The organism is Pseudomonas sp. Root401 (genome assembly GCF_001425105.1).
Taxonomy (GTDB): Bacteria; Pseudomonadota; Gammaproteobacteria; order Pseudomonadales; family Pseudomonadaceae; genus Aquipseudomonas; species Aquipseudomonas brassicacearum.
Window position 1 is genome coordinate 101,435 of the sequence record NZ_LMDO01000055.1, and the last position, 25,243, is coordinate 126,677.

The window sequence follows — 25,243 nt, forward strand, 5'->3', positions numbered from 1 at the left end:
GCGGCATTTATCCATCGAGGACGCCGTGATGCTGAAAATATGGGGCCGGAAAAATTCATCGAATGTGCGCAAGGCGTTGTGGTGCGCCGAAGAGTTGGGGCTGGCCTACGAGGCCATTGATGCGGGCGGGGCATTCGGTGTGGTGGACACGCCCGAGTACCGTGCGAAAAACCCCAATGGTCGGGTGCCGATGATCGAAGACGACGGCTTCGTGCTCTGGGAATCCAACACCATCGTGCGTTACCTGGCTGCTCGCCATGCGTCGGGTTCGACCTGGTATCCCGCAGACATACAGGCACGGGCCCAGGCTGAAAAATGGATGGACTGGACCACCTCCAGCTTTGCCGCACCGTTTCGCACGGTGTTCTGGGGCGTCTTGCGCACCCCGGCCGAGCAACAGGACTGGGCGGCCATCAACGCGGCGATCAAAGAGTGCGACGACTTGCTGGCGATGGTCGAGCAGACCCTGAGTGAGCAGCCCTACCTGTCGGGTGCTGAAATCGGCATGGGCGACATTCCCCTGGGCAGTTTCATTTATGCCTGGTTCGAGATGCCCATCCAGCGTGCCGAGCTACCTGGCGTGCGGGCCTGGTACGCGCGGTTGCAGGAGCGTGCGGCCTACCGCAAGGCTGTCATGACCGCGTTGACTTAATACTTACTATCGACACACTTGACTGTACTTGTGCGGCGACGCCAAGCACCATTGCCTTCGTGCGCCGTGGTTGTATTGCTCGCCGCCCGCCCTTATCTATTCTTTTCCTCCCTCCCTTCTTGGTGCGTAATCCGATATGAGTTCCGCTCTGTCCATCCGGCAGCTAACCAAAACCTACGGCAACGGTTTCCAGGCCTTGAGTGGTATCGATCTGGACGTCGCCGAAGGTGACTTTTTCGCTTTGCTCGGCCCCAACGGTGCCGGCAAATCCACCACCATCGGCATTCTTTCCACGTTGGTGAACAAGACCAGCGGCACGGTGAGCGTCTTTGGTCATGACCTGGACCGCGAGCCCGCCGCCCTCAAGCGCTGCATTGGCGTGGTGCCCCAGGAATTCAACTTCAACCAGTTCGAGAAGACGTTCGACATCGTCGTGACCCAGGCCGGTTACTACGGCATCCCGCCGAAGATCGCCAACGAGCGCGCCGAGCAGTACCTGACCCAACTGGGCCTGTGGGACAAGCGCGACGTGCCGTCCCGTTCATTGTCCGGCGGCATGAAGCGGCGCCTGATGATTGCCCGCGCGCTGGTGCATGAGCCGCGCCTGTTGATCCTCGACGAACCGACTGCCGGCGTGGACATCGAACTGCGTCGTTCGATGTGGAGCTTCCTCACCGAGCTGAACCAGAAAGGCATCACCATCATCCTCACCACCCACTATCTGGAAGAGGCTGAGCAGTTGTGCCGCAACATCGGCATCATCGACCACGGCACCATCGTCGAGAACACCAGCATGCGTCAGTTGCTCAGCCAATTGCATGTGGAAACCTTCCTGCTGGACCTGAAAAATGATCTGCAGTTGGCCCCTCAGCTCATTGGCTATCCGGCCCGCCTGGTGGACAGCCACACCCTGGAAGTCCAGGTGGACAAAGCCGTGGGTATCACCGGGTTGTTCGCCCAACTGGCCCTGCAAAACATTGAAGTGCAGAGCCTGCGCAACAAAACCAATCGCCTCGAGGAGTTGTTCGTGTCCCTGGTGGAGAAAAATCTGGCGAAGGTGGCGGTATGAGCATGAGTTCCGAACTGCGCCCCAACCTCATCGCCCTCAATACCATCGTTTACCGTGAGGTTCGGCGTTTCATGCGGATCTGGCCGCAGACGCTGCTGCCGCCGGCCATCACCATGGTCTTGTACTTCGTGATCTTCGGTAACCTGATCGGCCGGCAGATCGGCGACATGGGCGGCTTCACGTACATGGACTACATCGTGCCGGGGCTGATCATGATGTCGGTGATCACCAACTCCTATGGCAACGTGGTGTCGAGTTTCTTCGGCAGCAAGTTCCAGCGTTCGATCGAAGAACTGATGGTCTCGCCGGTATCGCCCCATACGATCCTCATTGGCTACACCCTGGGTGGCGTGTTGCGCGGCCTGGCGGTGGGCCTGATCGTGACCCTGCTGTCGTTGTTCTTCACCGATTTGCAGGTGCATCACCTGGGGGTGACGGTATTGGTGGTGGTGCTCACGGCCACGATCTTTTCGCTGCTGGGTTTCATCAATGCCGTGTTTGCGCGCAACTTCGATGACATCTCCATCATCCCGACGTTCGTGCTCACGCCGCTGACCTACCTGGGCGGGGTGTTCTACTCGATTTCCCTGCTGCCGCCGTTCTGGCAGACCGTGTCCCTGGCCAACCCGGTGCTGCACATGGTCAACGCCTTTCGCTACGGCATCCTCGGGGTGTCGGACATCAAGATCAGCATCGCCATTACCTTCATGCTGGTGGCGACCGTGGTGCTTTACCTCGGTTGTGCGCGGTTGCTGGTCAGCGGGCGCGGGATGCGTACCTGATCCAGCAGTGTGTTGACTGATATATCGCTATCGCGAGCAGGCTCGCTCCCACATTGAGTGCATTCCCTTGTGGGAGCGAGCCTGCTCGCGATGGCGTCAGTCCGAACTCCAAAAAAAGGGCCTCCATCCCAGGAGGCCTTTTTGCATTTCACATCCGGCTTTTCTTGCGCCGCTTCCACTGTCGGGCCACCCACCAGCGCCAGTAACTCATGGTGACGAAGTAGGCGAGGGCGCCGAGTACCAGGCCGGTCACCACCGAGCCGAGCAGGAACGGCTGCCACAAAGTGGACAACTGGCCGCTGATCCATTCCCAGGTCAGCTCTTCGGGCAGCGTCCGGGCGGGCACGTCCATCAGCCAGGCGCCGGTCTGGTAAGTGCAGAAGAACACCGCCGGCATGGTGATCGGGTTGGTCAGCCACACCAGGCTCACCGCGATCGGCATGTTGCCGCGCACCGTGACGGCCAATGCGGCGGCCAGCAACATTTGCAACGGGATCGGCAAGAATGCGGCAAACAGGCCAACAGCCATCGCCCGGGCCACAGAGTGCCGATTGAGGTGCCAAAGGTTGGGATCGTGCAGCAGGGTACCGAGAAAACGTAAGGATTTATGTTCCCGAATGCTCTCTGGGTCTGGCATGTAACGTTTGAATAGGCGCCGGGGCATAAGGCTTCTCGGTCGGTTCAACGCAGTAAGGCCGCAAGTATGTCTGGATTCTACGGCTGACAGATTCAGACTTTGTGACAATTGATAACGCCAGCGGTGCCGCGGACCGTCTATGCCTGAAGAGGGCACTCTCAAGGACGGGTCATGCGCACAGGATTAGTCGCGCTTGCACTGGGGCTGTTGGCCCCGATTTTTTTGCCGGCACTGCCGTCGTTGTGGCTGATTGCAGCCATGCCGATGCTCGCGCTGATGGCGTTGCCGTTTCGAACCTACCCTCTGGGTTTTTTCCTGTTCGGGCTGGCCTGGGCCTGCCTGTCGGCGCAGTTTGCGTTGGACGACCGGTTACCCATCGCGCTTGACGGCGAAACCCGCTGGGTCGAGGGTCGCGTGGTCGGTTTGCCGCAACAGGGCGAAGGCGTGGTGCGCTTCGAACTGGCCGATGTCCATTCACGCCGTACCCGCCTACCGACGGCGATGCGTCTCGCCTGGTTTGGTGGTCCGCCGGTCAACAGCGGCGAACGATGGCGATTGGCGGTGAAGCTCAAGCGGCCCAGCGGGCTGCGGAACCCGCACGGCTTCGACTATGCCGCCTGGTTGCTGAGCCGCGGTATCGGCGCGACCGGCACGATCAAGGATGGCCATCTCCTGCAAGCGGCCCGGGGGGCCTGGCGCGACGAGGTGCGCCAGGCGCTGGCACAGGTCGATGCCCACGGCCGCTCCGGAGCGCTGGCGGCGTTGGTCCTGGGCGACGGCGGCGGGCTGAGTCGCGAGGATTGGCAGGTGCTGCAAGACACCGGCACCGTCCATTTGCTGGTGATCTCCGGGCAACACATCGGCCTGCTCGCCGGCCTGGTGTACTTGTTGGTGGCCGGTGCGGCGCGTTATGGCCTGTGGCCGGAGGGGCTGGCCTGGTTGCCGTGGGCCTGTGGGCTGGCCTTCTGTGCCGCCCTGGGCTACGGCCTGCTCGCCGGCTTCGAGGTGCCGGTGCGGCGGGCCTGCGCAATGATCGGCCTGGTGTTGCTGTGGCGCTTGCGTTTCAAACAGCCAGATCCGTGGTGGGCCTGGCTGCTGGCCTTCGTCGGGGTGCTGGTGTTCGACCCGCTTGCCAGCTTGCGGCCGGGGTTCTGGTTGTCGTTTGCAGCCGTGGCCATCTTGATGTTCACCTTTGGCGCTCGCCTGGGGCCGTGGCGCTGGTGGCAAACCTGGACCCGTGCCCAGTGGCTGGTTGCGCTCGGCCTGTGTCCGTTGCTGTTGATCGTGGGCTTGCCGGTCAGCCTCAGCGGGCCGCTGGTGAACCTGCTCGCGGTGCCTTGGATCAGCCTGTTGGTCTTGCCGCCAGCGTTGCTCGGCACGGCGTTGTTGCCGGTGCCGCTCATGGGCGAAGGCCTGCTGTGGATCGCCGGCGGGCTGCTCGATCTGCTGTTCAAGGGGCTGACGCTGGTTGCCGGACGAATGCCGGCCTGGGTCCCTGCCGCAGTCCCGCCGTGGGCCTTGGGTATCGCCGCCGTCGGTGCTTTTTTGCTGCTGTTGCCCAAAGGTGTGCCGCTGCGTGTGCTGGGGTGGCCGATGATGTTGCTGATGGTTTTTCCTCCGCAAGAACACCTGCCCCAAGGGCAAGCCGAGATCTGGCAATTGGACGTGGGCCAAGGGCTGGCGGTGCTGGTGCGGACCCAGCATCACAGCCTGCTTTACGATGCCGGGCCGCGCTTTGGCGAGGCTGACGCGGGCGAACGGGTCGTCCTGCCGACCTTGCGCAAACTGGGTGTGCGCGGCTTGGACCTGATGCTGCTCAGCCATGCCGACGCCGATCACGCTGGCGGTGCCCGCGCCGTGCGCAATGGGCTGCCGACGCGGGAAGTGATCAGCGGCGATTCCGACGCGCTGCCCGCCGAGCTGCTGGCCGGCCCTTGTGAAAGCGGTAGGCGTTGGGAATGGGACGGGGTCAGGTTCGAGCTGTGGCGGTGGGCCTCTGCCGTTGAAAGCAACCAGAAGTCCTGCGTCCTGCGGGTGGAGGCCGGCGGCGAACGCCTGCTGCTGACCGGCGATATCGACACCCCTGCCGAACGGGCCTTGCTCGACGAGTCCCTGGCGGCGCCGATCCAGTGGCTGGCCGCGCCGCATCACGGCAGCCGCAGTTCGTCGTCGATGGCGTTGCTGTCACGTCTCATGCCGCATTCGGTATTGATCTCCCGGGGGCAGGGCAACGCGTTCGGCCACCCTCATCCCCAGGTGATGGCCCGGTATCGACGCTCGGGCCTGGCGGTCTACGACAGCGCCGAGCAGGGCGCCATTCGTCTGCAACTGGGTGCTTTCGAGGGGCCGCGCACCGAGGCCGGGCGCCGCCGCTACTGGCGCGATCCGCCAGCCGTCGGGCCACCGGGGCAATATTGATCCAGCGCAACCGGGTGATGCGCTTATCGGTGGGGCGGGTCTGCAAGGCGAGTCTGTGTGATAAAGTGGCGCACTTTTTCGAGGGGGCAGTCACTGTGTGGGAATTGGTCAAATCCGGCGGCTGGATGATGTTGCCGATCATTCTGAGTTCCATCGCGGCACTGGGTATCGTTGCCGAACGTCTGTGGACCCTGCGGGCCAGCCGCGTGACCCCGGAGCATCTGCTCGGACAGGTCTGGGTCTGGATCAAGGACAAGCAGCTGAACAAGGACAAGCTCAAGGAGCTGCGTGCCAGTTCACCGCTGGGGGAAGTCCTCGCCGCCGGCCTGGCGAACTCCAAGCATGGTCGCGAGATCATGAAGGAGTGCATCGAGGAAGCCGCCGCCCGGGTCATCCATGAACTGGAACGCTATATCAGCACCCTCGGGACCATCGCCGCCATGTCCCCACTGTTGGGCCTGCTGGGTACGGTGCTGGGCATGATCGACATCTTCAGTGCGTTTACCGGCTCCGGCATGACCACCAACGCCGCGGTACTGGCGGGGGGCATTTCCAAAGCCTTGATCACCACCGCCGCCGGCCTGATGGTGGGTATTCCGGCCGTGTTCTTCCATCGGTTCCTGCAACGCCGCGTCGACGAATTGGTGGTCGGCATGGAGCAGGAAGCGATCAAGCTGGTCGAGGTGGTGCAGGGGGACCGTGACGTGGACCTGGCTGGGGGCAAGAAGTGAAATTCCGCCGCAAGCCACGGGAAAACATCGAGATCAACCTCGCGTCGCTGATCGACGTGGTGTTCATCCTGCTGCTGTTTTTCGTCGTGACCACCACCTTCACCCGGGAAACCCAGCTCAAGGTTGAATTGCCGCAGGCCGTCAGCGGCTCGCCGGCCGAAGACCAGCAACTGAAGAACCTGGAAATCACCATCAGCGCCGAAGGGGCGTTTTCGGTGAACAACCAATTGCTGCCCAAGAGCGACCTGGCGAGCCTGATCGAGGCCCTGCAGAAAGAGTCTGGCGGCGACACCAACCTTCCGCTGTCCATCAGCGCCGATGGCAAGACCCCTCATCAATCGGTGATCACCGCCATGGACGCGGCCGGCAAACTCGGTTTCAGCCATCTGCGCATGACCACGGTCGAGGCGGCCCCCGCACCCTGATGGCCATGTCCGATCGATTGCTTGCCGCGTGGTACGAAGGTCACCCGGCCCTGACCCTGCTACGGCCGCTGGAGTGGTTGTACCGACGGGTGGTGGTGGGCAAGCGCGAGCGTTTCCTGGCGGGTGAAGGCCAGATCTACCAGCCCCCCGTGCCGTTGGTCGTGGTGGGCAATATCACCGTTGGCGGCACCGGCAAGACGCCGTTGATCCTGTGGATGATCCAGCACTGCCAGCGCAGTGGCCTGCGGGTCGGCGTGGTCAGTCGGGGTTACGGCGCCAAGCCGCCGCAACTGCCCTGGCGCGTCGCGGCCGAGCAGGGCGCCGACGTCGCGGGTGATGAGCCGCTGTTGATCGTCCAGCGCACCGGTGTGCCGTTGATGATCGACCCCGATCGCAGTCGCGCGATCCAGGCGCTGCTGGAGGCCGAACCGCTGGACCTGATCCTGTCCGACGACGGCATGCAGCATTATCGGATGGCCCGCGACCTCGAGCTGGTGTTGATCGACAACGCCCGCGGCCTGGGCAACCGCCGTTGCCTGCCTGCCGGGCCGTTGCGCGAGCCGGTCGAGCGCCTGCAATCGGTCGACGCCGTGCTGTACAACGGCGCCAGTGCCGACCGCGAAGACGGTTTCGCCTTCCAATTGCGCCCCACCGCGCTGGTAAACCTGGCCAGCGGCGAGCGGTGCTCCCTTGCCCATTTTCCACCCGGCCAGGCCCTGCATGCCGTGGCCGGCATCGGCAATCCCCAACGTTTCTTCAAGACCCTCGAAACGCTACACTGGCGGCCAATACCGCATGGGTTTGCCGACCACGCCGAATACAGCGTCCAGGCCTTGAGTTTCACGCCATCGCTGCCGGTGGTCATGACGGAAAAGGACGCAGTCAAATGCCGTGCCTTCGCCGCACCCGACTGGTGGTACCTGGCGGTAGACGCCGCGCCGTCGCCGGCCTTCGCGGCCTGGTTCGATACGCAGTTGATGCGCCTGTTGCCGGATCGGCTTTTGCCTTAAAACCTTTTATCCAGGGGAATTCCATGGACACCAAACTGCTCGACATTCTGGCCTGCCCGGTCTGCAAAGGCCCGCTCAAGCTCAGCGCCGACAAGACCGAACTGATCAGCAAGGGCGCCGGCCTGGCCTACCCGATTCGCGACGGCATCCCGGTGATGCTCGAAAGCGAAGCCCGCACCCTGACCACCGACGAGCGCCTGGATAAATGACTGCAGCCTTTACCGTTGTCATTCCGTCGCGTTTCGCTTCGACGCGCCTGCCCGGCAAGCCGTTGCTGTCGATTGCCGGCAAGCCGATGATCCAGCATGTCTGGGAGCAGGCCTGCAAAAGCAGCGCCCAGCGTGTGGTGGTGGCGACTGACGATGCGCGCATCGTAGAGGCCTGCAAAGGCTTTGGCGCCGAGGTCGTGCTGACCCGCGAAGACCATAATTCCGGCACTGACCGCCTGGCGGAGGTCGCGGCGAAACTCGGTCTTGCCGCCGACGCTATCGTGGTCAATGTGCAAGGTGACGAACCGTTGATCCCGCCGAGCGTGATCGATCAGGTCGCCGCCAACCTCGCGGCCCACACCGAGGCGCGCATGGCCACCCTGGCCGAGCCGATCGAGGATGTGCAGACCCTGTTCAACCCCAATGTGGTCAAGGTGGTCAGTGACCTCAATGGCCTGGCGTTGACCTTCAGCCGCGCGACGTTGCCCTGGGCGCGGGACGCATTCGCCCAAAGCCGTGACGTGATGCCGGAAGGTGTGCCATACCGCCGCCACATCGGCATCTATGCCTACCGCGCCGGCTTTCTCCAGGACTTCGTCGCCTGGGGCCCATGCTGGCTGGAAAACACTGAATCCCTGGAACAGCTGCGTGCCCTGTGGCACGGCGTGCGAATCCACGTCGCCGATGCGCTGATCGCCCCACCGACCGGTGTCGACACCGCCGAAGACCTCGAGCGCGTTCGTCGCCTGCTGGAGGCTTGATGCGGGTCCTGTTCGTCTGTCTTGGCAATATCTGCCGCTCGCCCACCGCCGAAGGCATCCTGCGCCACAAGTTGCGTGAGGCCGGGCTGGCCGGGCAGGTGGAAGTCGCTTCCGCCGGCACCGGTGACTGGCACGTCGGCAAGGCCCCGGACAAGCGCAGTCAGGCGGCGGCCCTGAAGCGTGGCTACGACTTGTCGGCCCAACGCGCGCAACAGGTGACCCGCGCCGACTTCGCCGCCTATGACCTGATCCTGGCGATGGACAGCAGCAACCTGCGCAACCTCAAGGCCCTGCAACCGGCCAATGGCAGGGCCGAGCTGGACCTGTTCCTGCGGCGCTACGAAGCCGAGCTCGACGAGGTGCCGGACCCGTACTACGACGGCGAACAAGGCTTCGAACAAGTGCTGGACCTGATCGAACGCGCTACCGATCGCCTGGTGATCGAATTGAAGGGGCGGTTATGACCTTGCAGGTTCGGGCGGGCGTCAGCCTCAAGCCCTTCAACAGTTTCGGCGTGGACGTCACTGCCCGGTTGTTCGCCGAAGCCCACAGCGATGACGATGTTCGCCAGGCGTTGGCTTATGCCACCGAGCAAGCCGTGCCATTGCTGGTCATCGGCGGCGGCAGCAACCTGCTGCTGACCGGCGACATCGATGCATTGGTGCTGCGCATGGCCAGCCACGGCATTCGCCTGCTCAGCGATGACGGCGAAAGGGTGGTGGTCGAAGCCGAAGCAGGGGAGCCGTGGCATCCTTTCGTCCAGCACACCCTGGCGCAAGGTTGGGCGGGATTGGAAAACCTCAGCCTGATCCCCGGCACCGTGGGCGCGGCACCGATGCAAAACATCGGCGCCTACGGCGTGGAGATCAAGGATGTCTTCGCCGGCCTCACCGCGCTCGATCGTCAGACTGGCGAGCTGCGCGATTTCGGCCTTGAAGACTGTCGGTTCGCTTATCGTGACAGCCTGTTCAAACAGCAAGCGGGTCGCTGGTTGATCCTGCGGGTGCGTTTTGCCCTCAGCCGCGCCGCGCACTTGCATCTGGAATACGGCCCGGTGCGTCAGCGATTGACCGAGCAGGGCATCGAGCAGGCAACACCCACCGATGTGAGCCGGGCCATCTGCAGTATCCGCAGCGAAAAACTCCCGGACCCGGCCGTGTTGGGCAATGCCGGCAGCTTCTTCAAGAACCCGCTGGTGCCGGCCACGCATGTGGCGCACTTAAAACTGCAATACCCTGACCTGGTGGCTTATCCACAGTCTGAAGGGCAGATGAAAATCGCTGCCGGCTGGCTGATCGAACGGGCCGGCTGGAAGGGCTTTCGCGAGGGCGATGCCGGGGTGCACAAGTTGCAGGCGTTGGTGCTGGTCAACTACGGCAACGCCACGGGCCCGCAACTGCTGGACCTGGCCCTGCGCATCCAGAAAGACATTGCTGAACGTTTCCAGGTCGAGCTGGAAATGGAACCTAATCGGTACTGAGCGACTTTTACGCAAGCGCCTGAAAAACGCCCTGCACACCCTGCACACAAGCATTTGTGCAGGATTGTGCAGGGCGTTTTGCGTGATCCTGGGTTAATTTAGCTCCCTAACGATGCGACCATCGCATCCTAAAGGCCCGAAGCAGACGCCTGCGTGCGTCGGCATAAGAGAGCCCGATCAGCCTGAGCCAGTCTGCGACAACCGAACCGTCACCCAAACGGCAGATTGCTCGACCCCATAACTCGATAACTATGCGGGCGTGCCCATGATTACCCTGAAACTCAATGGAAAAGACCATCAACTGGATGTGACCGAGGACATGCCGCTGCTGTGGGCTATCCGGGATGTGGCCGGTTACAACGGCACCAAATTCGGCTGCGGCATGGGCCTGTGCGGCGCCTGCACCATCCACATCGACGGCGCCCCGGCGCGCAGTTGCATCACACCCATCGGCTCGGTGAAGGGGCAGAACATCAGCACCATCGACGGGCTGCACACTGACCCGGTCGGGCAGGTCGTCCAGAAGGCCTGGCTCGAGACCGCCGTCGCCCAGTGCGGTTACTGCCAGGGCGGGCAGATCATGTCCGCCACCGCTTTGCTCAAGACCAACCCCAACCCGAGCGATGAGCAGATCGAAGCAGCCATGGTCGGCAACCTCTGCCGCTGTGGCACCTACAACCGGATCAAGACCGCGATCCGCCAGGCCTCTACCCACCTGAAGGAGGCCAAGGCATGAGCCGCTTGCCCGATGATTTTGTCCTGAGCAACCTCAGCCGTCGCGGCTTCCTCAAAGGCGCGAGCGCCACCGGTGTACTGGTGCTGGCGGCCACCTGGGGCCTGCCGGAGGCCTTTGCCGAGGAAAAGAAATTCGGCGCCGAGGGCATGCCCCATGGGGCGGTCGACGACCCGAAGGTGTACGTCAGCATTGCCGCTGATGGCAGCGTGACTGTGATCTGCAACCGTTCGGAAATGGGCCAGGGTGTGCGCACCAGCCTGAGCATGGTCGTGGCCGATGAGCTGGAGGCCGACTGGGCGCGTGTGAAGGTGCAACAGGCGCCGGCCGATGAGGCGCGCTTCGGCAACCAGGACACCGACGGTTCACGCAGCATGCGTCATTGGTACGAGCCGATGCGCCGTTGCGGGGCCGCCGCCCGGACCATGCTGGAACAGGCCGCCGCCGCGCAGTGGAAGGTACCGGTGGGTGAATGCCATGCCCAACTGCACAAAGTGCTGCACCAGCCTTCGGGGCGTGAACTGGGTTATGGCGAATTGGCCGCTGCCGCCAGTGCCCTGGCGGTGCCGGGGCGTGACAGCCTGCGCCTCAAGCAGCCATCGGAGTTCCGCTACATCGGCAAGGAGGCGAGCCGGGCCATCGATGGCGCGGACATCGTCAATGGTCGTGCCGTGTTTGGCGCCGATGTGCATTTCGACGGCATGCTCTATGCCGTCATCGCGCGTCCGCCGGTCTATGGTGGCAAGGTCAAGAGCGTGGACAGCAGCGCGGCGCTGAAAGTGCCTGGCGTGGTCAAGGTGGTGCAGATCGAAGGGCGCCCGCTGCCCTCGGAATTCCAGCCGTTGGGCGGCGTGGCGGTGGTGGCGAAGAACACCTGGGCGGCGATCAAGGGCCGCGAAGCGTTGAAAATCCAGTGGGACGATGGCCCGAATGCCGGTTATGACTCCATTGCCTACCGCAAGGAGCTGGAAGCGGCGGCCCTCAAGCCCGGAAAAGTCGTGCGCAGCAGCGGCGACCTCGACGATGCGCTGGCCAAGGCCGACTCGACCCTGGAAGCTGCGTATTACCTGCCTCACCTGTCTCAATCACCGATGGAGCCGATGGTTGCCGTTGCCCGTTTCAAGGATGGCCAGTGCGAAGCCTGGGCACCGAGCCAGGCGCCGCAGGTGACCCGTGAACGTGTCGCTGAGCGCCTGGGCATCCCTTTCGAGAAGGTCACGGTGAACATCACGTTGCTCGGTGGTGGTTTCGGGCGCAAGTCCAAACCCGATTTCGTCGTCGAAGCAGCGGTGCTTGCCAAGGAGTTTCCAGGCCAGCCGATACGGGTGCAATGGACCCGCGAGGACGATATCCATCATTCGTATTTCCACACCGTGTCGGCCGAATACCTCAAGGCCGGCCTGAACCAGGACGGCATGCCGTCCGGCTGGTTGCACCGCACCGTGGCCCCGAGCATCACCGCACTGTTTGCGCCGGGCATGACCCACGAGGCGCCGTTCGAAATAGGCATGGGCGTGACCAACATGGCCTACGCCATCCCGAACCTGCGCCTGGAGAACCCCGAAGCCACGGCTCACACCCGGGTGGGCTGGTACCGTTCGGTGTCGAACATCCCCCATGGTTTCGCGATCCAGAGTTTCATCGACGAATTGGCCCACAAGGCCGGCCAGGATCCGCTGAAGTACCAGGTCAAATTGCTCGGGCCGGACCGTAAGATCGATCCGCGTACCTTGAGCGAAGAATGGAACTATGGCGAATCCCCCGAGCGTTATCCGATTGATACGGCGCGGATTCGCACGGTGCTGGAAACCGCTGCGAAGGCCGCCGGTTGGGGCCGGGAGCTGCCCAAGGGCCGTGGCCTGGGGTTGGCGGTGCATTACAGTTTCGTCACTTACGTGGCGGCGGTGATCGAGGTGGAGGTCAAGGACGATGGCACGGTGATCGTGCACAAGGCGGACATCGCCGTGGATTGCGGTCCGCAGATCAACCCCGAGCGCATCCGTTCCCAGTTCGAGGGCGCCTGCGTCATGGGCCTGGGCAATGCCATGGTGGGGGAAATCAGCTTCAAGGACGGCAAGGTGCAGCAGGACAATTTCCATATGTACGAAGTGGCGCGCATGTCCCTGGCACCCAAGGAAGTGGCGGTGCATCTGGTCACGCCGCCGGGCGAGGTGCCGTTGGGCGGTGTCGGCGAGCCGGGCGTGCCGCCGATTGCGCCAGCGCTGTGCAACGCGATTTTCGCTGCCACCGGCAAGCGTATTCGTAGCCTGCCCGTGCGCTATCAGCTGCAAGGCTGGCAGCAGGCGAAGGCCTGATGGACAGCGTTGATCTGAATGTCCTGCGCAGTGTGCTTGAGTGGCGTCGCGCCGGGCAGCGGGTGGTGTTGTTCACCGTGGTCCAGACCTGGGGCACCGCGCCAAGACCGCCGGGGGCGATGCTGGCCCTGCGCGAAGATGGCGTGGTGATTGGTTCGGTGTCGGGCGGTTGTGTCGAGGATGACCTGATCGCCCGGCTGCACGACGGTCGCATTCCGGCGGACGGTCCGCCGGTGCAACTGATCACCTATGGCGTCACCCGCGAAGAAGCGGCGCGCTTCGGCCTGCCGTGCGGTGGCACCCTGCGCCTGACCGAAGAGCGGGTGGGCGATCCACACTGGGTCGCGCAGTTGCTGGAACGTTGCGAAGCCCATGAGATTGTCGCCCGTGAGCTGACAGTCGCCAGCGGCAACGTGGTCCTGACCCCGGCCAGCAAGACCGACGCCCTGGTGTTCGATGGGCAGGTCCTGCGGGCCATATACGGTCCGCGTTGGCGGCTGCTGCTGATTGGCGCAGGGCAACTGTCGCGCTACGTGGCGGAAATGGCCCGGCTGCTGGACTTTGAAGTGCTGATTTGCGATCCGCGCAAGGAGTTTGTCTACGGTTGGGAAGAGCAGCATGGCCGCTTCGTCTCGGGAATGCCCGACGAAGCGGTGTTGAGCATCCAGACCGACGAGCGCACCGCCATTGTGGCCTTGACCCATGACCCACGCCTGGACGACATGGCGCTGCTTACGGCCCTGGACTCCAAGGCTTTTTATGTCGGCGCCCTGGGCTCGCGAGTCAACAGCCAGAAGCGCCGGGATAACCTGGCTCAGCTAGGCTTGTCAGCAGAGGCCATTGAACGTTTGCATGGACCCATCGGCTTGCACATCGGCAGCCACACCCCGGCGGAAATCGCCTTGTCGCTGCTGGCCGAAATCGTGGCCATCAAGAATGGCGTTGAACTGCGGCAGAAAAAGCCGCTGTAAGCCGTGGGCAAGGAGGGCGTATGAGCGAGTCGATTGGCGTGATCATTCTGGCGGCCGGATCAGGCAGCCGTTTCCGCCGGATTGCAGGCCCGGACAAGGATAAATTGCTGGCTGATTGCACCGGGCGTGACGGCGCCGTGCGGTCGGTGATCGAACAGGTGCTGGTGAATCTGCCTGCCGCCCTGGAAAAGCGCGTGCTGGTGACGAGTAGGGAGCGGCCGCAAGCCGTTCGCATGGCCCAGGCCTATGGCTGTGATTTCGTGGAACTGGACTCGCCCGGCCTGGGCGACAGCATTGCTGCAGGCGTCCAGGCCTGCCCGGACCTTGATGGCTGGCTGATGGTGCTGGGCGACATGCCTTTTATCCTGCCGTCGAGCATCGAACAGGTGGTGGCGGGGATCCGTGCGGACGGCATCAGCGTGCCGGTCCTGGCAGGTGAGTACGGGCATCCGGTGGGGTTCGGTCGTGGGTTTGGACCGAAACTGATGACATTGACCGGCGATCGGGGGGCCAAGGTATTGTTTGCCGGGGCGCAAGTGGTCGAAGTGCCGGTGGATGACCCTGGTGTGACATGGGATGTCGATGTGCCAGAGGCGCTGGCCTTCAAATAACAGACGACGCAGAACCGTGTGGGAACGAGCTGACATTCAGCATTGATGCAAGCTGASCCKACGCCATCGCGAGCAAGCTCGGCTCCCACATTGGATTTTCAGTGGATATAAGTCTTGTGCCCGACCCCGGGCCCCCTGTGGGAGCGAGCCTGCTCGCGATAGCGGACTGGCATTCASCATTGATGCAAGCTGASCCKACGCCATCGCGAGCAAGCTCRGCTCCCACATTGGATTTTCAGTGGGCATAAATTTTGTGCCTGGCCCCAGACCCACTGTGGAGAAGTATGAAGGCATAAAAAAGCCCCGCCTGGCATGACCAGGCGGGGCTTTTTACTGGGCGGTGGAATCAGGCGTGAGGTTTAGGCTCGTGCTCTTTTTCCAGGGCTTCAGTGTGACGCGGTACGACTTCTTCAGCGGTGTGCTGAGGTTCGTCGAACGTCGGAGCCGATTCAGCCGGGGTCTCGGCGACCGGGGCAGGGGCTGCCTCGGCGACTTCTTCCACGACTGGAGCTGGCTCGGCAGCAGGCGCTTGAGCGGCAGCAGCGGCAGCTTGTTCGGCTTCCTTCTGCAGACGCTCGGCTTCACGCTTGCGACGACGCACTTCGCGCGGATCGTTCGGCGCGCGGCCATTCGCGGTCAGGGCGCTGGCAGGTGCTGGCTCTTCAACCGGGGCAGGAGCTTCGACAACCACGGGTGCTTCGACCACTGGAGCAGGCTCGACTACTTCTGGCTCGACCGCTTTCACGGGCTCTGGTGTCGGTTCAGGCTCGACAACAGGTGCCGGTGCAACTGGCTCGGCGGTCCAGTTGAACGCAGTCTGCTCCTCGCGGGCAGGCTCTGGGGCCTTTTCCTCGGCCGGTGCTTCGAAGGCCGGCTCAGCGGCTACCACTGGCTGCTCGACGACCGGTGCAGGCTCGGCGACCACTTCAGTTTCAGCAACCTGGGCTTCACGGACCGGGGCGACTTCCACTTCTGGCGAAGCAGTGGCTTCCACCGGAGTAGTGGCTTCGACCACAGGCGCTTCAACCGGCGAGCTTTCCACGGCAGCGGTAGCGCGTTCGGCTTGTTCGTGAGCCTCGGCTTCGGCCGGGGCGCTGATCGCGCTGCTGGCAACGGCGGCAGTCACGGCAAGGCCGGCAGCCAGGTCGGCAGCGCTTGGCGCTTCAGCGTTCTCGGTGGACTCGGACTCTTCCGAACCTTCGATCACGTTGCCGTTGGCGTCGCGCTGACGCTCACGACGGTTGCTGCGACGACGCTGGCCACGGGAGCGGCGGCGTGGACGATCGCCTTCGGCGGTGTCCTGGCCGTCTTCCTGCAACTGCTCTTCGGTGTTCAGTACTTCTTCTTCGCTGGCAGCGGCGGCTGCCTGCTCGGCGCGTGGCTGGCGCTCTTCACGTGGCGGACGCGGTGCACGTTCTTCACGAGGCTGGCGAGCCGGACGCTCTTCAGCGGTGGCGGCGGCAGCAGCCGGGGCGGCATCCAGTGGCTCGCGCAGTTCGCGAACACGTTCTTCACGCTCGCCACGTGGCTTGCGATCTTCACGCGGTGCGCGCGGCTGGCGTTCTTCACGCGGCGGACGTGGTGCACGCTCTTCGCGGGCTACGGCTGGCGCTTCCTCACGAACTTCGCGCGGCTGACGCTCTTCACGCGGCTCACGTGGCGCACGTTCTTCACGCGGTGCACGCTCTTCGCGAGGCTTGCGTTCTTCGTCACGACGACCGTTGCGGTTGCGGGTCTGCTGGCGACCGTTACGGCGTTCTTCGTTGCGGGCAGGACGCTCGGTCGTGGCAGGCTTGGCGACGACGGCCGGGGCCGCTGGTTCTTCCTTGGTGGCGAACAGGCTGACCAGCGACTTCACCAGGCCTTTGAACAGGCTTGGTTCTGGTGCGGCGGCCGGGGCGGCAACCGGAGCGGCCACTTCGGTCGGAACCGGAGCGTTGGCGCGGGCCGGAGCGGTCTTGACCGCGGCTTCCTGGCGAACCAGGGTGCGAGTGGCGGCGGCCGGCTGGACTTCTTCCACTTCGGCAGCGGCAGCAGCGATTTCGTAGCTGGACTGGTTGGTGTGGGCTTCCGGGCTGTCATCGCGCAGGCGCTGCACTTCGAAGTGCGGCGTCTCGAGGTGATCGTTCGGCAGGATGACGATACGGGCACGGGTGCGCAGTTCGATCTTGGTGATCGAGTTGCGTTTTTCGTTGAGCAGGAACGCTGCCACCGGGATCGGCACCTGGGCGCGAACTTCGGCGGTGCGGTCTTTCAGGGCTTCTTCTTCGATCAGGCGCAGGATCGCCAGGGACAGCGACTCGACGTCACGGATGATGCCAGTGCCGTTGCAACGCGGGCAAACGATGCCGCTGCTTTCGCCCAGGGACGGACGCAGGCGCTGACGGGACATTTCCAGCAGGCCGAAGCGCGAGATGCGACCGACCTGTACGCGGGCGCGGTCGGCTTCCAGGCATTCACGGACCTTTTCTTCCACGGCGCGCTGGTTCTTGGCCGGGGTCATGTCGATGAAGTCGATGACGATCAGGCCGCCGATGTCGCGCAGGCGCAACTGACGGGCGATTTCCTCGGCCGCTTCAAGGTTGGTCTGCAGGGCGGTTTCTTCGATGTCGCTGCCTTTGGTGGCGCGGGCCGAGTTGATGTCGATGGACACCAGGGCTTCGGTCGGGTCGATGACGATGGAGCCGCCGGACGGCAGTTCGACGACGCGCTGGAAGGCGGTCTCGATCTGGCTTTCGATCTGGAAACGGTTGAACAGCGGAACGCTGTCTTCGTAGAGCTTGATCTTGCTGGCGTACTGCGGCATCACCTGGCGAATGAAGGTCAGGGCTTCGTCCTGGGCTTCGACGCTGTCGATCAGCACTTCACCGATGTCCTGGCGCAGGTAATCGCGGATGGCGCGGATGATCACGTTGCTTTCCTGGTAGATCAGGAACGGCGCGGAGCGATCCAGCGAGGCTTCTTTGATGGCGGTCCACAGTTGCAGCAGGTAGTCGAGGTCCCACTGCATTTCTTCGCTGCTGCGGCCAAGGCCAGCAGTGCGCACGATCAGGCCCATGTCAGCCGGGGCAACCAGGCCGTTCAAGGCTTCACGCAGTTCGTTGCGCTCTTCGCCTTCGATGCGGCGGGAGATGCCACCGGCGCGAGGGTTGTTCGGCATCAGGACCAGGTAACGGCCGGCCAGGCTGATGAAGGTGGTCAGGGCGGCGCCCTTGTTGCCACGTTCTTCTTTTTCGACCTGAACGATGACTTCCTGGCCTTCGCTCAGGACGTCCTTGATGTTGACGCGGCCTTCAGGGGCCTTCTTGAAGTATTCGCGGGAGATTTCTTTGAGGGGCAGGAAGCCGTGGCGCTCGGAGCCGAAATCGACAAAGGCAGCCTCAAGGCTTGGTTCGATGCGAGTAATCCGGCCTTTATAGATGTTGGCCTTCTTCTGCTCGCGTGCACCGGATTCGATATCCAGGTCGTAGAGGCGCTGGCCGTCTACCAGTGCAACACGCAACTCTTCGGGTTGAGTTGCGTTAATCAGCATTCTTTTCATGTAGTACCGTCGGTTTCCGGGCTGCCGGAAACGGCGTTCGGCACACACGACTTCTCACGGTCGGTGTCAGGTGCGTCCTGGAGATGGCAAGGCCACTCCAGTGTCCAGCGAGTTCGACCCAATGATGGCGAAGTCGCGACGGACGCGTCCTGCTTGCTGGTACTCAAGCACTCAGTCAGGAGGAGGAATCAACCGGCGCCTGTGGACGAGATGAAGCGTCTAAATATAAGCCTAGTGCTACACAGTCCGACGGTTGTACATCTCCACCCTACACGTATCCCTGATAATTCGGGTGCTGCCGCGCGCAGAATCCGCAGCGGGTTGGCATTTACCGTGAGCTCCGGAAGGGGAGGTCACGCATCATGGCTAATTTAGGCGTTGTTTCCGAAACATTCGCTCGGGGTCGTCCGCAGCTGACTGCACTTTGTGAACTGGCCGTGAATGTGGCGCGCAAGGCGAGTCAAAACTCTGCTTTGCGGCGTATTTCAGGCCTCATGTCACCTGCGCTCGTTACACCTGAAAACTCTACCGTTACGTAGCGAAAGCCCCGTAGGACGGCCTCTCGTCCTCGTGAATTGCGTTGGTCAGGGCCGGTTTTTGACCGTTAGTCCACTGTCCAGCCACTTTTGGCGGCGTTCGCGACTATAGCAGCAATGATTAAGTGCTTCAATTCCATAAAAAATTGTTATGATCGCCGCCATGACAACTACTGCCCCTTCGACCCCAGCCGTTCAACTGCTCGAGGTCTCGCCGGAATATGCCGGCCAACGAATCGATAACTTCCTGCTGGCCCGGCTCAAAGGCGTGCCCAAGACCTTGATCTACCGCATTTTGCGCAAAGGCGAAGTGCGGGTGAACAAAGGTCGGATCAAGCCCGAGTACAAACTCCAGGCTGGTGACATCGTGCGCGTGCCGCCGGTTCGCGTGCCCGAGCGCGATGAGCCGGTGCCCCTGGCCCAGGGGCTGCTGCAGCGCCTTGAAGCCTCGATTATCTATGAAGACAAAGCCCTGATCGTGATCAACAAGCCCGCGGGCATTGCGGTTCACGGTGGCAGCGGCCTGAATTTCGGTGTGATCGAAGCCTTTCGTCAGTTGCGTCCGGACGCCAAGGAGCTGGAGCTGGTCCATCGCCTCGACCGCGACACTTCCGGCCTGCTGATGATTGCCAAGAAACGCAGCATGTTGCGCCACCTGCACGAGCAATTGCGCGGCGACGGCGTCGACAAGCGCTACATGGCGCTGGTGCGTGGTCGCTGGGAAACCTCCATCAAGCAAGTCCGTGCGCCGTTGCTCAAGAGCAACCTGCGTTCCGGCGAGCGCATGGTCGAAGTCAATGAGGAAGGCAAGGAGGCGCTGACGGTGTTCAAGGTATTGCGCCGTTTCGACGACTTCGCCACCCTGATCGAGGCCAAGCCCGTGACCGGGCGTACTCACCAGATCCGTGTTCACACCTTGCATGCCGGGCATTGCATTGCCGGTGACAGCAAATACGGCGATGATGATTTCACCAAGGAAATCCGCGATCTGGGCGGCAAGCGCCTATTTCTCCACGCTTACATGCTGACCGTGCCGCTGCCCGATGGTGGCGAGCTGAAATTGCAGGCCCCGGTGGATGACATGTGGGCCAAGACCGTGGAGCGGTTGAGTGCATCCTGACTACAAACTGCTGATCTTCGATTGGGATGGCACTCTTGCCGATTCCATCGGTCGGATCGTGGAGTCGATGCATGTCGCGTCGGATCGCTCGGGTTTTGCCCGGTGCGACGATTTCGCGGTGAAGGGCATCATCGGCCTGGGGTTGCCGGAAGCGATTCGCAGTTTGTATCCGGACATTGACGATGATGAGCTGGTGGTTTTTCGCCAGCACTATGCCGATCACTACATTGCGCTGGAGGCCGAGCCTTCACCGTTGTTCGAGGGCGTGGTTCATACCCTTGAAACCTTGAAAGGCGAGGGTTATCGCTTGGCGGTCGCGACCGGCAAGGCTCGCCGTGGGTTGGATCGAGTATTGAAGGCCCATGGTTGGGACAATTACTTCGAAATCACCCGTGCCGCCGATGAGACAGCCAGCAAGCCGCATCCTCTGATGCTCGAGCAGATACTGGCTCATTGTGAAATGCGGCCTGCGCAGGCGTTGATGGTGGGGGATTCTTCGTTCGACCTGCAGATGGCCCGCAATGCCGGCATGGGGTCGGTGGCTGTCAGCTATGGTGCGCAGTCCATCGAGGCACTCAAGGCGTTCGAGCCGCGACTGGCGATTGACCATTTTCCTGAATTGCACGCCTGGCTGAGCCAGCGCGCCGATTAAAGTCTGTTGAGGATGCATGTATGACCGATGAATGGAAGGCACCGGCCAAGGCGAGCGCTGACAACGGTGATGATAAAAGCTGGAAACTGCTGGAAAAGACCCTGCTGGCTGGGGTGGAGGAACAGCGTCGTGCGCGCCGCTGGGGGATCTTCTTCAAGTGCCTGGTCTTCATCTATCTGTTTTTCGGCTTGGCGATGATCTTCCAGGCGCTTGATGGGAAGAAGAGTCCGGGAGGTGGTGCGGCCTATACGGCGGTCATCGACATCGAGGGCATGATTGCCGACAAGGAAGCGGCCAGCGCGGACAATATCATCGGCAGTCTGCGGGCCGCGTTCGAAGATTCGAAGGTCAAAGGCGTGGTGCTGCGCATCAACAGTCCGGGTGGCAGCCCGGTGCAGGCTGGCTACGTCTATGACGAAATCGTCCGCTTGCGTGCGGCGCATCCGGATATCAAGGTCTACGCGGTGATTTCCGATCTCGGCGCCTCTGGTGCCTATTACATTGCCAGTGCGGCGGACCAGATCTATGCCGACAAGGCCAGCCTGGTGGGCTCCATTGGCGTGACGGCGGCCGGTTATGGCTTCGTCGAGACGCTGGGCAAGCTTGGGGTGGAGCGCCGGGTCTATACCGCGGGCGAGCACAAGTCCTTCCTTGATCCGTTCCAGCCGCAAAAGCCCGAGGAGACGGTGTTCTGGCAGGGCGTGCTCGACACCACCCATAAACAGTTCATCGCCAGCGTCAAGAAGGGGCGGGGCGAGCGGCTGAAAGACAAGGAGCATCCGGAGCTGTTCTCCGGGCTGGTCTGGTCGGGCGAGCAAGCGTTGCCACTGGGCTTGATCGATGGCCTGGGCAGCGCCAGTTCGGTGGCTCGGGACGTGATTGGTGAAAAGGAGTTGGTGGATTTCACCATCGAAGAATCGCCGATCGACCGCTTCTCGAAAAAACTGGGCGCCAGCATTGCCGAGCGTCTGGCGATGTGGATGGGGTTCCAGGGGCCCGCACTGCGCTAGCTTGTTGGCTCGCGCGATCCTCTGTGGCGAGGGGATAAATCCCCTTGTCACAAGTTGCATGTTGAGTCTGCTGTACTCAGGCGTCGCTTCTCAGGGTACCTGCAGACCCTCGGCCAGCAACATATCCACAAGACGAATCAGTGGCAGCCCGACCAGGCTGGTGGCGTCCGGCCCTTCGGTGCTCTGGAACAGGCTCACGCCAAGTCCTTCGGCCTTGAAGCTGCCGGCGCAGTCGTAGGGTTGCTCGGCCCGCAGGTAGCGTTCGACGCGCTCTGGGTCCAGGGTGCGCATGGTAACGGTAAACGGAATGCAGTCGACCTGGCAGGCGCCGGTCTGGCTGTTGAGCAGTGCCAGGCCGGTCAGGAACGTGACCTTGGCGCCGCTGGCAGCCAGCAGTTGCTCGCGAGCGTTCTCGAAGGTGTGAGGCTTGCCCAGGATGCGTTCGCCGAGCACGGCGACCTGGTCTGAACCGATGATCAGGTGCGCCGGGTGGCTGTCGGCCAGTGCCAGGGCTTTTTCCCGGGCCAGGCGCTTGACCAGATCAAGGGCGGGCTCGCCGGGGCGATGGCTTTCGTCGATGTCGGGTGAGCAGCAGACGAACGGTAGTCCCAGGCGGGCAAGCAATTCCCGGCGATAGACCGAGCTTGAGGCAAGTAATAAAGGCAGCATGGGCGGCTCCAAAAGGCAGGGCTGAATTCTAGCGAGGCGCGCAAGTGACGGACAGGGCTGAATTTCCTTTGACATGGCCGGGGGCATCCCTATAATGCTGCGCCTATGTTGAATGACCCGATTCCACCTCACGTTGACCCGCGCAAATTGGCTGACCGTGGCACCACCCTTCAAGGTGAACTGCTGCTGGCCGATTTGAAGAGACTCTGCGACCCGCTTTCCGACGATGTCGGTACGGTCCAGGCCAAATTCGTTTTTGAACGAGATGAACGTAAATCTGTGGTTATCCACAGCTTTATCGACACTGAAGTCAAAATGGTTTGCCAGCGTTGTCTTGAGCTGGTCACCCTGCCGATCCACAGCGAATGCAGTTACGCCGTGGTGAAGGAGGGTGCGAATACCCAGTCGTTGCCGAAAGGTTATGACGTGCTGGAACTGGGCGAAGATCCATTGGATCTGCAGTCACTGATCGAGGAGGAGCTTCTGCTCGCCTTGCCCATTGTGCCTGCTCATCATCCGGAAGAATGCCAGCAGCCGGCGGGAGCAGATGAGCCCGAACCGAGCGAGGACGAGGTAACGCGGTCCAACCCGTTCAGTGTATTGGCGCAGTTAAAGCGTGACCCAAACGTTTAGGAGTTAATCAATTATGGCTGTTCAGCAGAACAAAAAATCCCGCTCTGCCCGTGACATGCGCCGTTCGCACGACGCTCTCGAGGCTAGCACCCTGTCCGTAGAAAAAACCACTGGTGAAGTTCACCTGCGTCACCACGTATCGCCAGAAGGCGTATACCGTGGCCGTAAAGTGATCGACAAGGGCGCTGACGAGTAATCACTTGTCCGCTCAAGTCATCGCGATTGACGCAATGGGCGGGGACTTCGGTCCCCGCAGCATTGTTCAGGCCAGCCTTGCTTGTCTGAATGCTACACCCTCGCTGCACCTGACCCTCGTCGGTCAACCCTCCCTCCTGGAAGAAATGCTCAGCGGCCAATCGGCTGTCGATCGCGCGCGCCTGACTATCACCCCGGCGTCCGAAATCATCACCATGGACGAAAAGCCGGCCCAGGCCCTGCGCGGCAAGCCTGACGCCTCGATGCGGGTAGCCCTTGAGCTGCTGCGCGATGGCAAGGTCCAGGCCTGCGTCAGCGCTGGCAATACCGGTGCGCTGATGGCGCTGTCGCGCTACGTGCTCAAGACCTTGCCGGGTATCGACCGGCCCGCGATGGTGGCGGCGATTCCGACCCAGCGCGGATTTTGTCAGTTGCTCGACCTGGGGGCCAACGTCGATTGCAGTGCCGAGCATTTGCTGCAATTTGCGGTGATGGGCTCGGTCGCGGCAGAAACCCTGGGCATCGTGCGCCCTCGTGTGGCGTTGCTGAACATCGGCACCGAAGACATCAAGGGCAACCAGCAGGTCAAGCTGGCGGCCACGCTGCTGCAGGGCGCGCGGGGCATCAACTACATCGGCTTTGTCGAAGGCGATGGCTTGTACCGTGGCGAGGCCGATGTGGTGGTATGTGATGGCTTCGTCGGCAATATCCTGCTCAAGTCCAGCGAAGGCCTGGCGACCATGATCGGCCAGCGTATCGAGACCTTGTTCAAGCAGAGCCTGGCCTCGCGGGTGGTCGGCGCCCTGGCGTTGCCGTTGATGCGCCGGTTGCAGGCCGACCTGGCGCCGGCGCGGCACAACGGTGCGAGTTTTCTCGGGTTGCAGGGTATCGTGATCAAGAGCCATGGTTCGGCGGGCGTGCAGGGTTTCCAGAGTGCGATCAACCGAGCGGTGATCGAGATCCAGGAAAACCTGCCGGAGCGCCTGCATGGTCGCCTCGAGGATTTGTTAACTTAGGCGTTTTCGTCCGACAATGCTTAAATGTGACCGGTCGGTTCAAGCCGCCATCCAACTTTCAGTTTGCTAACGCCCCCAGGGGCGTCAATTTTTGACGACAAGATCATTAGGGGCTTTGTTTTCATGTCTGCTTCCCTCGCATTCGTCTTTCCAGGACAGGGCTCGCAGTCCCTCGGCATGCTGGCCGAGCTGGGCGCGCAATACCCGCTGATCCTCGAAACATTCAAAGAAGCTTCCGATGCGCTCGGCTATGACCTCTGGGCACTGACCCAGCAAGGGCCGGAAGAGCGCCTCAATCAAACCGATAAAACCCAACCAGCCATCCTGACCGCCTCGATCGCATTGTGGCGCCTGTGGCTGGCTGAAGGCGGCGCGCGCCCGGCATTCGTCGCCGGTCACAGCCTGGGCGAATACAGCGCCCTCGTAGCCGCTGGCAGCCTGAGCCTGGGCGACGCGGTGAAGCTGGTGGAGCGTCGTGGCCAGTTGATGCAGGAAGCGGTTCCGGCCGGGCAGGGCGGCATGGCCGCGATCCTCGGTCTGGAAGACGCCGATGTGCTGGCCGCCTGTGCCGAAGCGGCGCAAGGCGATGTGGTCAGTGCGGTGAACTTCAACTCCCCGGGCCAAGTGGTCATCGCCGGTGCCAAGGCCGCTGTCGAGCGCGCCATCGAGGGCTGCAAGGTCCGTGGCGCCAAGCGCGCCATGCCACTGCCGGTCAGCGTGCCGTCGCACTGCGAACTGATGCGTCCGGCTGCCGAGCGCTTTGCCGAATCCATCGCCGCCATCGACTGGCAGGCCCCGCAGATTCCCGTGGTGCAGAACGTCAGCGCCAACGTGGCGCCGGATCTCGAGACCCTCAAGCGTGATCTGCTGGAGCAACTCTACAAGCCGGTTCGCTGGGTCGAATCGGTGCAGACCCTGGCGGCCAAGGGCGCGACCGAGCTGGTCGAATGCGGCCCTGGCAAAGTGCTGGCAGGCCTGAACAAACGCTGCGCCGAAGGCGTGTCGACTTCCAACCTCAACACCCCAGACGCCTTCGCTGCCGCCCGTGCAGCGCAGGCCTGAACAGG

The 25,243-nt window shown here is 62.6% G+C and carries 25 protein-coding genes; 22 read left to right on the top strand and 3 right to left on the bottom strand.

Features of this window, described 5'->3' with window-relative positions; genetic code table 11:
- The first annotated feature begins 28 nt into the window (after positions 1 to 28).
- From ASC85_RS26570 to ASC85_RS26580, 3 genes are all read left to right on the top strand, one after another.
- Complete coding sequence (locus ASC85_RS26570) at positions 29 to 652, top strand: glutathione S-transferase family protein (RefSeq protein WP_057452108.1); 624 nt, start codon at positions 29 to 31, stop codon at positions 650 to 652.
- 136 nt (positions 653 to 788) lie between these two features.
- Positions 789 to 1,721 (top strand): ABC transporter ATP-binding protein, encoded by a 933-nt coding sequence (locus ASC85_RS26575; RefSeq protein ID WP_057452014.1) that lies wholly within the window; start codon positions 789 to 791, stop codon positions 1,719 to 1,721.
- A gap of 2 nt (positions 1,722 to 1,723) precedes the next feature.
- Positions 1,724 to 2,503, top strand: coding sequence for an ABC transporter permease (locus ASC85_RS26580; RefSeq protein WP_041476072.1), 780 nt, complete (start codon positions 1,724 to 1,726; stop codon positions 2,501 to 2,503).
- Between the two features lie 148 nt (positions 2,504 to 2,651).
- On the opposite strand, the gene ASC85_RS26585 is transcribed toward ASC85_RS26580, so the two are convergent.
- Entirely contained in the window at positions 2,652 to 3,167 is a 516-nt protein-coding gene (locus ASC85_RS26585; protein WP_041476071.1) for a DUF2062 domain-containing protein, read from the bottom strand.
- A 144-nt stretch (positions 3,168 to 3,311) separates the two neighbouring features.
- Here ASC85_RS26585 and ASC85_RS26590 point away from each other — a divergent pair, with 144 nt between their 5' ends.
- The 12 genes from ASC85_RS26590 to ASC85_RS26645 all read left to right on the top strand — a co-directional run bounded on the left by ASC85_RS26590 (position 3,312) and on the right by ASC85_RS26645 (position 14,804).
- Positions 3,312 to 5,558, top strand: a complete 2,247-nt coding sequence (locus tag ASC85_RS26590) for a DNA internalization-related competence protein ComEC/Rec2 (RefSeq protein ID WP_057452015.1) — start codon at positions 3,312 to 3,314, stop codon at positions 5,556 to 5,558.
- A gap of 95 nt (positions 5,559 to 5,653) precedes the next feature.
- Positions 5,654 to 6,289 carry a MotA/TolQ/ExbB proton channel family protein gene (locus tag ASC85_RS26595; protein ID WP_162254895.1) on the top strand — a complete coding sequence of 212 codons (636 nt, stop codon included), beginning with the start codon at positions 5,654 to 5,656 and terminating at the stop codon, positions 6,287 to 6,289.
- Positions 6,286 to 6,714 carry an ExbD/TolR family protein gene (locus ASC85_RS26600; RefSeq protein WP_013694002.1) on the top strand — a complete coding sequence of 143 codons (429 nt, stop codon included), beginning with the start codon at positions 6,286 to 6,288 and terminating at the stop codon, positions 6,712 to 6,714. The genes ASC85_RS26595 and ASC85_RS26600 overlap by 4 nt, the downstream gene beginning before the upstream one ends.
- The gene (gene lpxK, locus ASC85_RS26605) at positions 6,714 to 7,724 is read left to right on the top strand and encodes a tetraacyldisaccharide 4'-kinase (protein ID WP_057452016.1); all 1,011 of its coding nucleotides are present in this window, start codon (positions 6,714 to 6,716) and stop codon (positions 7,722 to 7,724) included. Before ASC85_RS26600 ends, lpxK begins: the two co-directional genes overlap by 1 nt.
- Before the next feature lie 23 nt (positions 7,725 to 7,747).
- Positions 7,748 to 7,933: a Trm112 family protein gene (locus ASC85_RS26610; protein WP_003179363.1), complete on the top strand. Its 186-nt coding sequence runs from the start codon at positions 7,748 to 7,750 to the stop codon at positions 7,931 to 7,933.
- The gene (gene kdsB / locus ASC85_RS26615; protein WP_003204286.1) at positions 7,930 to 8,694 is read left to right on the top strand and encodes a 3-deoxy-manno-octulosonate cytidylyltransferase; all 765 of its coding nucleotides are present in this window, start codon (positions 7,930 to 7,932) and stop codon (positions 8,692 to 8,694) included. The genes ASC85_RS26610 and kdsB overlap by 4 nt, the downstream gene beginning before the upstream one ends.
- The gene (locus tag ASC85_RS26620) at positions 8,694 to 9,158 is read left to right on the top strand and encodes a low molecular weight protein-tyrosine-phosphatase (RefSeq protein WP_057452017.1); all 465 of its coding nucleotides are present in this window, start codon (positions 8,694 to 8,696) and stop codon (positions 9,156 to 9,158) included. The genes kdsB and ASC85_RS26620 overlap by 1 nt, the downstream gene beginning before the upstream one ends.
- Positions 9,155 to 10,174 carry a UDP-N-acetylmuramate dehydrogenase gene (gene murB / locus ASC85_RS26625; protein ID WP_057452018.1) on the top strand — a complete coding sequence of 340 codons (1,020 nt, stop codon included), beginning with the start codon at positions 9,155 to 9,157 and terminating at the stop codon, positions 10,172 to 10,174. The genes ASC85_RS26620 and murB overlap by 4 nt, the downstream gene beginning before the upstream one ends.
- A gap of 265 nt (positions 10,175 to 10,439) precedes the next feature.
- Complete coding sequence (locus ASC85_RS26630; protein WP_057452019.1) at positions 10,440 to 10,910, top strand: (2Fe-2S)-binding protein; 471 nt, start codon at positions 10,440 to 10,442, stop codon at positions 10,908 to 10,910.
- Positions 10,907 to 13,222, top strand: coding sequence for a xanthine dehydrogenase family protein molybdopterin-binding subunit (locus tag ASC85_RS26635; protein WP_057452020.1), 2,316 nt, complete (start codon positions 10,907 to 10,909; stop codon positions 13,220 to 13,222). Before ASC85_RS26630 ends, ASC85_RS26635 begins: the two co-directional genes overlap by 4 nt.
- Positions 13,222 to 14,193 (top strand): XdhC family protein, encoded by a 972-nt coding sequence (locus tag ASC85_RS26640; RefSeq protein WP_013694000.1) that lies wholly within the window; start codon positions 13,222 to 13,224, stop codon positions 14,191 to 14,193. Before ASC85_RS26635 ends, ASC85_RS26640 begins: the two co-directional genes overlap by 1 nt.
- Before the next feature lie 20 nt (positions 14,194 to 14,213).
- Positions 14,214 to 14,804, top strand: a complete 591-nt coding sequence (locus ASC85_RS26645; protein WP_057452021.1) for a nucleotidyltransferase family protein — start codon at positions 14,214 to 14,216, stop codon at positions 14,802 to 14,804.
- A 346-nt stretch (positions 14,805 to 15,150) separates the two neighbouring features.
- On the opposite strand, the gene rne is transcribed toward ASC85_RS26645, so the two are convergent.
- Positions 15,151 to 18,345, bottom strand: a complete 3,195-nt coding sequence (gene rne, locus ASC85_RS26650; protein WP_057452022.1) for a ribonuclease E — start codon at positions 18,343 to 18,345, stop codon at positions 15,151 to 15,153.
- Between the two features lie 699 nt (positions 18,346 to 19,044).
- Here rne and rluC point away from each other — a divergent pair.
- From rluC to ASC85_RS26665, 3 genes are read left to right on the top strand one after another with little or no spacing between them, the layout of a single operon-like run.
- A complete protein-coding gene (gene rluC / locus ASC85_RS26655; protein WP_057452110.1) occupies positions 19,045 to 20,001 on the top strand; it encodes a 23S rRNA pseudouridine(955/2504/2580) synthase RluC in 957 nt (318 codons plus the stop codon).
- Positions 19,991 to 20,653 (top strand): HAD-IA family hydrolase, encoded by a 663-nt coding sequence (locus tag ASC85_RS26660; RefSeq protein WP_057452023.1) that lies wholly within the window; start codon positions 19,991 to 19,993, stop codon positions 20,651 to 20,653. Before rluC ends, ASC85_RS26660 begins: the two co-directional genes overlap by 11 nt.
- Before the next feature lie 20 nt (positions 20,654 to 20,673).
- A complete protein-coding gene (locus ASC85_RS26665) occupies positions 20,674 to 21,663 on the top strand; it encodes a S49 family peptidase (RefSeq protein WP_057452024.1) in 990 nt (329 codons plus the stop codon).
- Positions 21,664 to 21,753: 90 nt separating this feature from the next.
- On the opposite strand, the gene ASC85_RS26670 is transcribed toward ASC85_RS26665, so the two are convergent.
- Positions 21,754 to 22,332 (bottom strand): Maf family protein, encoded by a 579-nt coding sequence (locus tag ASC85_RS26670; protein WP_057452025.1) that lies wholly within the window; start codon positions 22,330 to 22,332, stop codon positions 21,754 to 21,756.
- Positions 22,333 to 22,437: 105 nt separating this feature from the next.
- On the opposite strand from ASC85_RS26670, the gene ASC85_RS26675 reads away from it, so the two are divergent.
- From ASC85_RS26675 to fabD, 4 genes are all read left to right on the top strand, one after another.
- A complete protein-coding gene (locus tag ASC85_RS26675) occupies positions 22,438 to 22,965 on the top strand; it encodes a YceD family protein (protein WP_003204262.1) in 528 nt (175 codons plus the stop codon).
- Between the two features lie 13 nt (positions 22,966 to 22,978).
- Entirely contained in the window at positions 22,979 to 23,161 is a 183-nt protein-coding gene (gene rpmF / locus ASC85_RS26680; RefSeq protein WP_003179396.1) for a 50S ribosomal protein L32, read from the top strand.
- 4 nt (positions 23,162 to 23,165) lie between these two features.
- The gene (gene plsX, locus ASC85_RS26685) at positions 23,166 to 24,176 is read left to right on the top strand and encodes a phosphate acyltransferase PlsX (protein ID WP_082534508.1); all 1,011 of its coding nucleotides are present in this window, start codon (positions 23,166 to 23,168) and stop codon (positions 24,174 to 24,176) included.
- A gap of 123 nt (positions 24,177 to 24,299) precedes the next feature.
- On the top strand, positions 24,300 to 25,238 hold the full coding sequence (gene fabD, locus ASC85_RS26690) for an ACP S-malonyltransferase (RefSeq protein ID WP_057452027.1): 939 nt from the start codon (positions 24,300 to 24,302) through the stop codon (positions 25,236 to 25,238).
- Positions 25,239 to 25,243 lie beyond the last annotated feature (5 nt).